Source organism: Mesorhizobium sp. WSM4840, from assembly GCF_055811755.1.
Window position 1 is genome coordinate 20,660 of the sequence record NZ_JBVVQD010000012.1, and the last position, 11,781, is coordinate 32,440.

Annotated in this window: 10 protein-coding genes and 2 pseudogenes; 6 read left to right on the plus strand and 6 right to left on the minus strand. The window is 60.9% G+C overall.

The features are described from left to right. The first annotated feature begins 4 nt into the window (after positions 1-4). The 5 genes and pseudogenes from AC0L3I_RS17270 to AC0L3I_RS17290 all read left to right on the plus strand — a co-directional run bounded on the left by AC0L3I_RS17270 (position 5) and on the right by AC0L3I_RS17290 (position 4,282). Positions 5-1,888, plus strand: a complete 1,884-nt coding sequence (locus tag AC0L3I_RS17270; RefSeq protein WP_473527679.1) for an ABC transporter ATP-binding protein — start codon at positions 5-7, stop codon at positions 1,886-1,888. 32 nt (positions 1,889-1,920) lie between these two features. Then, on the plus strand, positions 1,921-2,235 hold the full coding sequence (locus AC0L3I_RS17275; RefSeq protein ID WP_473527680.1) for a DUF6665 family protein: 315 nt from the start codon (positions 1,921-1,923) through the stop codon (positions 2,233-2,235). Positions 2,236-2,486: 251 nt separating this feature from the next. After that, a pseudogene (locus tag AC0L3I_RS17280) lies at positions 2,487-2,734 on the plus strand (calcium/proton exchanger); the annotation flags it as partial. A 256-nt stretch (positions 2,735-2,990) separates the two neighbouring features. Next, the gene (locus AC0L3I_RS17285; protein ID WP_473527681.1) at positions 2,991-3,530 is read left to right on the plus strand and encodes a hypothetical protein; all 540 of its coding nucleotides are present in this window, start codon (positions 2,991-2,993) and stop codon (positions 3,528-3,530) included. Between the two features lie 275 nt (positions 3,531-3,805). Further along, complete coding sequence (locus tag AC0L3I_RS17290; RefSeq protein WP_473527682.1) at positions 3,806-4,282, plus strand: histidine kinase; 477 nt, start codon at positions 3,806-3,808, stop codon at positions 4,280-4,282. Between the two features lie 37 nt (positions 4,283-4,319). On the opposite strand, the gene ppk2 is transcribed toward AC0L3I_RS17290, so the two are convergent. Both ppk2 and AC0L3I_RS17300 read right to left on the minus strand, forming a co-directional pair. Beyond that, the gene (gene ppk2, locus AC0L3I_RS17295; RefSeq protein ID WP_473527763.1) at positions 4,320-5,153 is read right to left on the minus strand and encodes a polyphosphate kinase 2; all 834 of its coding nucleotides are present in this window, start codon (positions 5,151-5,153) and stop codon (positions 4,320-4,322) included. Positions 5,154-5,225: 72 nt separating this feature from the next. Beyond that, positions 5,226-6,905: a SulP family inorganic anion transporter gene (locus AC0L3I_RS17300; RefSeq protein ID WP_473527683.1), complete on the minus strand. Its 1,680-nt coding sequence runs from the start codon at positions 6,903-6,905 to the stop codon at positions 5,226-5,228. Positions 6,906-6,988: 83 nt separating this feature from the next. Here AC0L3I_RS17300 and AC0L3I_RS17305 point away from each other — a divergent pair, with 83 nt between their 5' ends. Then, a complete protein-coding gene (locus tag AC0L3I_RS17305; RefSeq protein WP_473527684.1) occupies positions 6,989-8,539 on the plus strand; it encodes a CYTH and CHAD domain-containing protein in 1,551 nt (516 codons plus the stop codon). 229 nt (positions 8,540-8,768) lie between these two features. Here the strand turns inward: AC0L3I_RS17305 and AC0L3I_RS17310 are convergent. From AC0L3I_RS17310 to AC0L3I_RS17325, 4 genes and pseudogenes are all read right to left on the minus strand, one after another. After that, positions 8,769-9,116: pseudogene (locus AC0L3I_RS17310) on the minus strand (SDR family oxidoreductase); the annotation flags it as partial. Positions 9,117-9,183: 67 nt separating this feature from the next. Then, the gene (locus tag AC0L3I_RS17315) at positions 9,184-10,416 is read right to left on the minus strand and encodes an acetate/propionate family kinase (protein ID WP_473527685.1); all 1,233 of its coding nucleotides are present in this window, start codon (positions 10,414-10,416) and stop codon (positions 9,184-9,186) included. Between the two features lie 2 nt (positions 10,417-10,418). Beyond that, positions 10,419-11,384 carry a phosphate acetyltransferase gene (locus AC0L3I_RS17320; RefSeq protein WP_473495802.1) on the minus strand — a complete coding sequence of 322 codons (966 nt, stop codon included), beginning with the start codon at positions 11,382-11,384 and terminating at the stop codon, positions 10,419-10,421. Positions 11,385-11,427: 43 nt separating this feature from the next. Then, on the minus strand, positions 11,428-11,610 hold the full coding sequence (locus AC0L3I_RS17325) for a hypothetical protein (RefSeq protein WP_287246360.1): 183 nt from the start codon (positions 11,608-11,610) through the stop codon (positions 11,428-11,430). Positions 11,611-11,781 lie beyond the last annotated feature (171 nt).

The window sequence follows — 11,781 nt, forward strand, 5'->3', positions numbered from 1 at the left end:
CCGAATGATGATTGCCGTCTATCGCTGGTTCGAGAACTGGGTCTATCCGTTCAGGGAGCCCGCGGGGCTTCGGCCACCGGTCAGCGTCAGGGGTTTCCTCTGGCACTATGTCGGCCAGGCGAAGGTCGCCTTCTTCGCCATGCTGGTCATCGGCGGCATTGCGCCGCTGGTCGAGGCTGGACTGTTCTACTTCGTCGGGAGGCTGGTCGACATTCTCGACCAACTCCCCGGCGAGCGCAGTTGGGACGCGCTGTGGACTGCCGCCGGTCCCGAACTTGTCTTCATGGCCGCCATGGTGCTGGTCGTCCGCACCATCGTCGTCGGCCTGGCGGCATTGGTCGACGAGCAGACGATCACGCCCGGCTTCTACAATCTGGTGCGCTGGCAGGCGCATCGCCACGTCTCGCGCCAGTCCTACGCCTTCTTCCAGAACGATTTCGCCGGCCGCATCGCGACCAAGGTCTGGCAGGCGGGGCAGGCGACCGGCGATTTGATGGAAAGCTTCATCGGGGTCGTCTGGTTCATGGTCGTCTACACGGTGACGACGCTGGTGCTGGTCGCCGGCCTCGACTTGCGGCTGGCGGTGCTGGTGGTGATCTGGATCACCGCCTTCGGCTGGCTGGCCAAGCGCTATCTGCCGGCGATCCGCAAGCATGCCGAGGCAACCGCCGAGGCTGGTTCGATGATCACCGGCCGCTTCGTCGATTCCTATTCGAACGTGCAGACGCTGAAGCTGTTCTCGGCCGATGGCGACGACCGTTACATCAGGAGCGGCTTCGATATCTATCTCGACGCGCTGCGCCCATTCACCCGCCGGCTGACCGGCGTGCGCATGGCGCTGACGACGCTTTCGGGGATCATGATCACCGCGATCGCCTGTTTTGCCGTCTATCTCTGGGTCGAAGGCTCGATCACAGTTGGCGCCGTCGCCTTCACATTGTCGCTGGTGTTGCGACTCAACATGCTGCTCGGCCGGCTGATGATGCAGCTCAATGGCATCCTGCGGAATCTCGGCGTGCTGGAAAACTCCAAGGCGCTGATCTCGCAGCCGCTCGGCCTGACCGACGCGCCCGACGCCAGGGCGCTTGTCGTGGCCGGCGGCCGGATCGACGTGAAGAAGGTCGAGTTCCACTACGGCAAGGGCTTCGGCGTACTCAACGGCATCGACCTTGTCGTGCGGCCGGGCGAGAAGGTCGGACTGGTCGGGCCGTCCGGCGCCGGCAAGACGACGCTGGCCAATCTGATCCTGCGCCTCTACGACCTCGAGGCCGGCAAGATCACCATCGACGGCCAGGATGTTTCAAAGGTGACGCAGGATTCGCTGCGCGCCAATATCGGCGTCGTCAGCCAGGATACTGCGCTTTTCCACCGCTCGCTTCGCGACAACATCAAGCTCGGCATGCCGGACGCGACCGACGCCGAGGTGGTCGCGGCCGCGAAGAAGGCCGAGGCGCACGACTTCATCCTCGACTTGCGCGACAATCGTGATCGCCAGGGCTACGAGGCCTTTGTCGGCGAGCGCGGCGTGAAATTGTCTGGCGGCCAGCGCCAGCGCGTGGCGATCGCCCGCGTCTTCCTCAAGGACGCGCCGATCCTGATACTCGACGAGGCGACGTCGGCGCTCGATTCCGACATCGAAGCGGCCATCCAGGAAAACCTGGCGAGGCTGATGGAGAACAAGACGGTCATCGCCATCGCGCACCGGCTGTCGACCATCGCGGCACTCGATCGCCTGGTGGTGCTCGACGGCGGCCGGATCGTCGAACAAGGCACGCATGACGAACTGGTGGCGCTCGACGGGCTCTATGCGCGGCTGTGGAAGCGGCAGTCCGGCGGCTTCCTATACAACGAGGAGAGCGTGCTGGAGGAAACGCGGCCGGCGGAGTAGGGCCAGATTTTCAGCAAAAACCGGAGTGAAGCATGTCGGTGAGAATGCCATCGAATTTCGGACGGTCGGGAGCGCGGGAGAGCGCGCTCGACCTGCTCGGCCATGAAATCCTCGGCGAAAAGGCCGCGGCGCTCGGCCGCGCCGGCCGGCGCGTGGATGAAACGCTGGCGAAGTTGCGTGAACATGGCGAGGATGGCGAACATCGTGCTCGGTTGCTCAGGGACGCGGCGGAGGCGGTCCACGGCTATTTCATCCAGCGCGAATTGTGCGGCTTGCGCAAGCACGACGCAGTGATCCGGGAATACAACATCCCCAAGGCCGTGCTGGCCAGGCTCGGCGCCAAATAGATACTAGTGTTGAAAATCAGACGCTTGGTACCGAAGACGAAATCCCGATTTCGACCCGTTCCAGTCGTCCAGATTCGCTCGCGCTACGGAATAAGTTGACCCGAAGCCGCCCTTCATCAGCCCATTTCGCTGCCTGATAGCTGACATTTTTGGCAACCAGCACTGATGGCTCGGAAGCCTGCTAGCGGGCTTGAAGCCATGGACCAGCCAGCGCTCGTTCTAAGACAAGCAGTATTTCGCTGATCGTATCCATGGCCCCCCTTGCACAAAGAATCCGTGACAATCCCGTTCTCTGGTTGTTGGCCTTTGTGCCTGCGGTGTTCGTCGCTCAAGCACTCGAGCCCGAAGCACACACTGCTTTTTGTGCTTTCCGTGCTGGCGATCGTGCCGCTGGCCGCGCTGCTGAGCTACGCCACCGAGTCGGTGGCGACCAAGACGGGCGATACGGGTGGGCGGCCTTCTCAATGCGACGCTGGGCAACCTCACCGAACTGATCATCCACTCACTGGGTCTGGTATTCTCGCTTAAAACGCATCGGGAGTTTTTCGGCGGCGACGATCCCCATCCGGACGCAGGCGAATCGATGTTGCCGGCGCCCGTAGCTCTGGGGACGGCGGCCTGTCTGACCGTCAAAGGTTCGGAGCGGCTTGAGACAATTTGCCGGTCTCGGGAACAAATTTGGATCGACGACGTTTCTTCCAGTTAATGACGACGTTTCGCATACGGCAAACATTGCCACCAGCGAGGACGCGATCATGAGGTTCCTGTCAGGCATAGCGACCTCCCTGGTCGCCACTTTTCCACTTACGAGCACTGTTCCAGTTGATGCCGCACCGATCTTCGTGCCCAGGGCACAAAGCGCGCAGTCCGATGTCATCCAAATTCGAGATGGCTGGTACAGGGGTTATCGCGGCTACCGCCACTATCGTCCGGGATACCATAGGCACAACGACTTTTGGTTCCCCGCCGGCGCATTTGTCGCTGGAGCGCTGCTCGGCAGCATGATCGCCAACAACAACGGCTACTACGGCGGGTATTACCGAAGCGGCTTCTACGGCGATCCGTATTACGGCGGACCCTATTACGGCAGACCTTATTATGGCAGACCTTATTATGGCGGATCCTATTATGGCGGATCCTATTATGGCGGATCCTATTATGGCGAACCGTATTACCGCGACCGGTATTACCGCAACCGGTATTATGGCGACCGGTATTATGGCAATGGGTATCACTCAAACAGGTCCTATCGCCCATGCTCGCCCCGGGAAGCCGATTCCGGTAATTGCTACTAGCGCGGCCTGTCGCGACACATTCTACCGCCTATCGCGAATTTGACCTTGATGTGCCCACATGGCATCATGGAATGGTAGCTGGACTGCGAAGACAAGACTTCTTGCCGCGGCGGCCGATCCCTTCAACGTGCGGCTGGCAGCCTGCCTCAGTCGACTACCCTGCTGATTTACGTCTTGCGGTTGGGTGGGCATGAATTGAGCCCAACGAACGAGATTGGCAAGACGTCGATCTGCCTCTGTGTTCTATTCTCGAACGGTTTCGAGTGGAGGAGAAAATGGCCAACATCAAAGACACGGCTTTAGACATACATACGCCGCCGCCGAGTGCGGATCAGCTTCGTATTGCCCTCCTGCAAGAGCAAATGGAGGAGGCAGACAAGGAAGAAAAGCTGCGAGCGCGGCAGAATGAGGAGCTCACGAAGTTCACAGAAAGCTTCCTAAAGGACCAAGTGAGTGATGATGAACTTGCAATGGTTCGCCGCCTCGTGATGAATGCCGTCAAGAATGGCAAGTACGAAGCACTAGTATACAGCTTTCCGTCGGACCTTTGCACCGACAGCGGCCGGGCTATCAACAGTGCTGATCCGCAATGGACTGAAACGCTACAGGGTAAGGCCAAGCAGTTGTACGAACGTTATGTTAAGAATGCGAAGCCGCAAGGTTACAAACTCAAGGCCATGATTATTAACTTCCCCGGCGGAATCCCTGGCGACGTCGGCTTCTTCTTAAATTGGGAGCCCGAAACCAAATAGGAACCGGTAATGGTTCTGAACTGCGTGTATAGCTGGGTCAAAGCACGTCCGGCACCACGTTGCGCGGAGTTGCATCGTCCACGAAGTTGTCGGGCCGCTTCTGGCGTTTGCTGAAGTTAGGTTTTTCGAACTCGACGCGCTCATAGGGGATGGAGCTCAGAATGTGCGAAATGCAGTTGATGCGCGCGCGCTTCTTGTCGTTTGACGGCACAATCCACCAGGGCGCATGCCTTGTGTCTGTCGCACGGATCATCTCGTCGTAAGCGCGGGTGTAATCCCACCAGCGGTTGTACGATTCGACATCCATCGGGCTCAGTTTCCACTGTCGAAGGGGGTCGTCGGCCCGCTGTCGGAAACGCCGCTCCTGTTCTTCCTCACTCACATCGAGGAAGTATTTGAGCAGCGTTATGCCGCTTTCGACCAGGGCGGTTTCAAACGTCGGTGCCTGTTCGAGAAAGCGCCGCGCCTGCTTGTCGCTACAGAAACCCATGACGCGTTCGACGCCAGGACGGTTGTACCAGGAGCGGTCGAATATCACGATCTCGCCTCCGGCGGGCAGGTGCTGGATGTAGCGCTGCATGTAGATCTGGGTCTTCTCCCGATCGGTCGGAGCCGGCAGGGCGACGACGCGGAACACTCGTGGGCTGACCCGCTCGGTCAGGCGCTTGATCACGCCGCCTTTCCCGGCGGCGTCACGGCCCTCGAAAATGATCGCGATGCGGGCACCAGACTTCTTCACCCAGGCCTGAAGGTGGGCAAGCTCAACATGCAACCGGGCGAGTTCCTTCGCATATTTTTTTCCTCCCGATTTCGCTTCCTCCGCCGGTTCGGATATCGTAGCCGCCGCCCTGTCTCTATTCTTCTTACTCATGTCTTCCTCCACTCCACTGGCACGCAGCCATTAAAATGACAGTTGGGTGACAGCAGGAGAGTCCCTGAACTGTCACGCTTGGGCCTCGAACGCATGATACGCCTCTTCGAGAATGTCGAAGACCATGTCGGAGCCAATGCGCTCGATCACGCCGGCGCGAACAAGGATATCGCGCGCTTCGGCGTGAAGCTCCGCTACGCCAAGCCTGATCCCGCGATTGCGCAATTCGTCACATAGCTCCTCCAGCATTGCCGCTGCCGAGCTGTCGATCTGGGAAATTGCACTTGCATCAATCAGCAGCCAGCGTGTGTCGGCCGGCAATTCCTCGGCAATGGACCGCAGCCGCGATGCGACGTAGTCGGTGTTGAAGAACAGCAGGCTGCCTTGAATGAGGCATACGGCGAGGCCGGGTACCTGACGGGCCTCGGGCGTTCGATGCAGTTTGTAGAAACCGTCATGGCCTGGAACACGGCCGAGCATAGCGTCGCGGGGAAACATCAGCTTGCGCAAAACATAGACCAGCGTCGCGCCGATCGCGATGACAACCCCATTAAGGACGCCCAGACCGATCGGACCCCACATCGCAATGAGGGCGAAGACGAACTCCATGCGGCTGATGCGCCAAATCTGCCTAAGGGCGGCGAGATCTATCAGGCTGATTGCAGTAGCCGCAAGAATCGCCCCGAGCGCAGGGATCGGGATAATCCTTAGGGTCGGACCGAGAAACAGCAGTGTCGCGATCAGGGTCGCGGCAGCCACGATGCTCGTCACCTGCGAGCGTCCGCCAACGGTAAGGTTGACCGCCGTGCGCGAGTCGGAGGCCGTCACCGGGAAGGCGCCGAAAAGGCCCGCCCCTATGTTCGCAGCGCCAAATCCGATGAGTTCGCGGTTTGGATCGACCGGGTAGCCGCCTATTGCCCCAAAGCTGCGGGCCGTAATGATGCCGGCGCCGTAGCTCACGAGGAAGATCGCCGCGGCGCCGAGGGCCAATGTCTGGATCGGAAGGTCAGCGATCGCTGGCAACGACAACGAGGGCAACCCTGTCGGAATATCGCCGACTACGGCGATGCCGCGTCCTTCAAAGTCGAAAACGGCCGAAAGCACTACGGAGAGGACCACGACCAGCACTGGCCCGGGAACCGGAAAACGCATGGCCCGCGCGATCTGCAACAAACCGAACATCCCCAAGGCCAGCAGAAGAGACGGCCAATGTATCGATCCGGCCTTGCGCAGAAGTTCGAGGACCGGTGCGAGCAGGCCTTCCGCCTCGATCTTGACTCCGGTGAAGCGACCGATTTGGCCGATCAGGATCGAAAGCGAGATGCCGATGAAGAACCCCGTCAGGATGGGACGCGACAGGAAGGTTGCAAGAACGCCGAGCCGAAGCACCCACGCCGCCAGGCAAAACAAACCGACGCCAAGCGCGAGGATTGCTGCGATCGCAGTTCGGTCCACTTCGAGCCCGACTGGCACGCTCGCGGTAACCGCGACCAAAACCGCCGCAAGCACCGTCATCGTAGCCGCGTCCGGACCGACTATGAGCTGACGCGAGGGGCCAAAGATCGCGTAGGCAACCAGCGGCGCGATGCTCGCGTAGATGCCGGTCTCAGGCGGCAGGCCCGCTATCGCAGGATAGGCGATAGCACTGGGAAGCCCAACCGCGGCAACTGCAAGCCCGGCAGAGACATCGCTCCGCACCCAGCCCGGTTGATAACCGGAAAGACTCGTAAGCACGGGAAGGCGCAAGCCCACCGGGTTGAATCCTTAGCTGGCATAGCTATTTTATTAGCTTCAGCTACTCTATAGCCTTGCACCGGGCCTGACAACACTCGGCCATGAGCGAGATCGAGCTAAAATTTCTCCTCGACGAACTGACCTCGAGCGAGCTTTGGGGGCGCGCGAAGGCGCTGAAGCTGGCCAGCGGCAGCCCAAAAACGAGAACGCTCAGAAGCATCTATTTGGACACTCCCGAACACGCGCTGAAGAAGGCGGGGATCGCGTTAAGGCTCCGGCGCGACGGGCGGCGATGGATACAGACTGTCAAGACCAGGGCCGAGCTGCATGGCGGCCTCTCGCAGGTTGGCGAGGTGGAGAACCCGGCTCCGGGTGGGCGGCTGTGTCTCGAAGCGATTCCGGACGCAGCAGTCCGAGAGGAGGTCGTCCATCGCGTGAGTGGCGCGCCGCTTCAGCCGGTCTGCGAGACCGTGATCAGGCGCTCCGCCAGCGAACTTTCGCTTGACGACGGCACACGCGCGGAGTTGGCAATCGACGTCGGCGAAATCCGCGCCGGCGAGCGCTCGGCCAAGTTGCATGAAGTGGAGATCGAACTCATCGAGGGCAGCCCCGGCGGATTGTTCGACATCGCACACGCGCTGTTTCCCGATGGCGGCTTGAGGTTCTCCCGGCTTTCCAAGGCGGCGCGCGGCTATCTGCTCGCCGAACAGGGACGGATCGATCTGCCGCTCGCGCCCCGCAATGCCGAGGACGTTGCACTCGATCGGGCTCAGATCGCCGAGCAGGCGGCACGCGACGTCCTTCGCGAGTGCCTCGATCAGGTCGCCACGAATGTCGTGGTGATCCGGGAGCTGGACGATCCCGAAGGGCCGCACCAGTTGCGGATCGGCCTGCGCCGATTGCGAAGCGCGTTCTCTGTCTGCGCTTCCGTTCTGAAGAGCCCGGAAATGACGCGGCTCAGCATGGAAGCCCGCTGGCTTGGCCAGGAGGTCGGGCGTCTCAGGGATATCGATGTGGTGGCGAACAATATCGTACGGCGGGAGGCCGAGGCCCACGCGGATGAACCGGGTCTGCCGCCCCTTGCCGATGCTCTCTCGAGGCAGGCGAGGGGACTGCGCGATCACCTTCGCAAGGTTCTCCCCGACGCGCGCGTGCAGGCGTTCCTGATCGATCTGGCGCGGTTCGTGGAGACCCGAGGCTGGCTCGTTCCGCAGGATTTCGACCAGACCGGACGGCTGGCGGCGCCGGTCGCGGAGTTGGCCAGCCAAGCGCTCGGCAAGCGCTGGAAGAAGGTTGGCAAGCGTGCACGCGGACTTGAGACACTGACAGTGGAGCAGCGCCACGAGTTGCGGAAGGAGCTAAAAAAATTGCGCTATGCGGTCGAGTTCTTCTCTCCCTTGTACCCGGCCAAGCGTGTCGATCCATTCCTGAAACGCTTGAAGAAACTTCAGACGGTCTTCGGCGATCTGAACGATGCGGCGACCGTCAGAACCATGCTGTCGGGAGCGGAAGCGCCCGGCGCTGGTGATCCGAACACGCAGCGTGCCGTCGGATGGGTGATCGGGGCGAGCCAGGCGCGCGCCGAATTTGGCTGGGTCGGCGCAAAGGCCTTGTGGCGAAACCTCGAAGAGACCCGCGCCTTCTGGAAGTGACGGGCTGGTTTGTTGCCTGATGCTGCTATGTGGTAACTTTCCGAACACCGGCAAGGCCACAATGAGCAGCAATCGCAGCTTGATGCCGAACTGTACCTCTGACCGCCCGGCATAACGGGCACTAGCCTAAGATAGGCACGTTCTCGGAAGAGATGAAACCGACATCGTGGTGTGGCGCGAGCAGCAGACAGGTGCCTTCGCGCTTGAGCCACTCGCCGATGGCGGCGACTTCCTCTGGCGCATCGACCACGCGGCCCTGGAGTGTATCCTTCGGTGAGAAGGCGATCGAGTGGACGAGAAAATCGAGTTCGCCCCAGGCTTTCTCAATGCGCTCGAAGACCGCCTCTATCTGACCCGGCACACCGACGTCCAACGGCATCATGATCGGCGCTTCCAACTCCCGAGCTAGCGGTTCGACGTACTTTCTCGCCTTGTCATTCAGATAAGTGACAGCGAGCTCCGCACCCAGTGCGCGGAAAGCCTTGGCGCAGCCCCACGCGATTGATTGGTCATTCGCGATGCCAACGATGAGCCCCTTCTTGCCTTCAAGCAATTGCGCTTTTGCGACGGGAATCATGCGACGGGCCTTTCCTCCGTGGGCTTGCCGGCGGGCAAGCCTTACTTTGCGATCGACAGTAGTGGTTCTAGGGCGAACGCTCCGCACTGATACGCGTGCTTTCGCCCAGACCGTCCTTTTTGTCCGCCCCGATAAGTTCCAGTGTGAGACGCGCGATCATCAGTTCTTCGTCTGTCGGGACCGCGAACAGCGCAATACGGCTTGCCTCGCTCGAGATCACTAACTCTCCGGCTGTATTGGCGGCTTGATCCAGCTCGGCGCCAAGCCAGCCAAGTTTCTCGACTATGCGCGCCCGGATCTCGGCCGAGTTCTCGCCGATCCCTGCCGTGAATACGAAGGCGTCGAGACCACCCAGCGCTGCCGCCAACGTCCCTGCGTACAGGCCGATACGGTAAACGAAATAGTCCAATGCGAAGGCGGCGTTGGCATCATCGCTCTTCAGCAGGTCGCGAACGTCATTGCTGATTCCAGACAGCCCCTTCAGCCCGCATTCACGGTACAGCAAATCCTGCACCTGCGCCGCCGTCATGCCCTTTTCAGTAATGAGGTAGAGGATCACGCCCGGATCGATCTGTCCGCAGCGCGTTCCCATCGGTAATCCGTCGAGCGCCGTAAATCCAAGCGTGCTTTCAACGCTGCGGCCTTCTGATAGCGCGCACATGGAGGCGCCGCTTCCGAGGTGCGCGATGATCACACGTCCGCTCGCGATATTGGGTGCAATCTCGCGCAGACGTCCGGAGACATACTCGTAGGACAGTCCGTGAAACCCGTACCGCCGCACCCCCTCCGCATAAAAGCGCTCAGGAATCGCATAGTGGTCGGCTAACGCGCTGTGGCCTCGATGGAATGCCGTGTCGAAGCAGGCAACTTGCGGCAGTTCCGGACGTCGCTCGAACAGGGCGCGGATAGGCGCCAGGTTATTCGGCTGGTGCAGCGGAGCAAGCGGGACGTAACGTTCAAGATTTCGTAGGACGTCCTCGTCCACCTGTATGGGCTCAGCATAGTCCGGCCCGCCATGAACGACGCGGTGGCCGACAGCGGTGAGTTTGAATCCCTGCGTCTTCCGCAGCCAGGTTCCCGCGACGTTTGTGGCGGCGGGAAGATCCGGGACATCGCCTGGGGAATAGGCTTGATCTACCAACGGCTTCTTGTCAGGCCCGATGGCAAGCAGTCGCGGTGATGTGCCGACGCCATCGATCTGACCCTTGACTTGCCTTTGCAGACCGCCCGACCCGTCAAATCCGAATACCTGGAACTTCAGACTCGAGGAGCCGGCATTGAGGACCAGGATCGCATCCATGGCTACGTTGCCGGCAAGGCTGCCGAGCGACGGCGCGCGTCGGCAAGGAGCACTGCGACTGCGCAGGAAGCCAGCCGCGTGCGAATGGAATCAGCCCGCGATGTGAGGATGATCGGGACGCGCGCGCCGAGCACGATGCCGGCGGCGTCCGCCTTGGCAAGGAAGGTTAGATTCTTGGCAAGCATGTTGCCGGCTTCGAGATCGGGGACCACCAGGATCTGCGCGCGCCCCGCCACGACGGACCGGATGCCCTTGATTCTAGCCGCCTCCGGGTCAATGGCGTTGTCGAAGGCGAGCGGACCATCCAGCACGCCGCCCGTGATCTGGCCGCGATCGGCCATCTTGCACAGCGCCGCGGCCTCGATGGTTGACGGTATTTTCGAGGTGACGGTTTCCACGGCGGAAAGTATAGCGACACGCGGCTCGCCGAGACCGACCTGAGTGAAGAGATCGATGGCGTTCTGGATGATGTCGCGCTTGGCGTCGAGATCGGGAAAGATATTGATCGCCGCATCGGTGATGAACAATGTCTCGGCATAGGCTGGCACATCCATCACAAACACATGGCTGATCCGCCGCGCCGTGCGCAACCCCGTTGCGGACGCGGTGACGGCCCGCATCAACTCATCGGTGTGGAGGCTGCCCTTCATCAGTAGCTCTCCCTTCGCCTCCTGGATCAGTTCAACACCCTTTGCGGCCGCGGCATCGCTGTGCGCCATGTCGACAAGCTCGAAACGACCGATGTCGAGACTGTGTTCCTCCGCCACCGCGCGGATTTTGCGGCATGGTCCCACCAGGATCGGTACGATCAGGCTTTCGTCGGCAGCCTCAACAGCGCCACGCAATGAAGTCTCGTCGCAAGGGTGCACGACGATGGTCTTCGTTGCCGGCACAAGCTTCGCGCGCGCAATCAAGCGCTCGTATTTTTCGTGAGCAGTTTCGGCTTTGTCTGAGTCAATCTGGACCAAAAGCGTGTCCTCCGGGACAGTCCTTTGAGGGCTTCCCCCGTCGCTAGGATACCTTGACCAGTCGGGCTGGCTTGATCGCTTTGCCCGACAGTTCGGAAACGGCCGCCTCCGCGTCGATGCCGAACAGGCCGATAATTCGCTGCCACCGCTCCGCCGCCTCCCCGGACATGTCACCGCGTGCACTGAGCACCTCGTGGAGCGCGGCGAGGCCACCGCGGCGGGTCAATGAGAACTATGCGGTGCCGGTGATGGCAGATTTGTGACGACACCCGCGGTCCCGCCAAGGTCAGAACGCCAGGCGAAATCGCGAGCATCCTTGCCCATTTTGGTCTATACTAGCGTCCAAGTCGGCCTTGGATAAGCCGTATCGGTTCATCGTGCTCATATTTATGCCAAC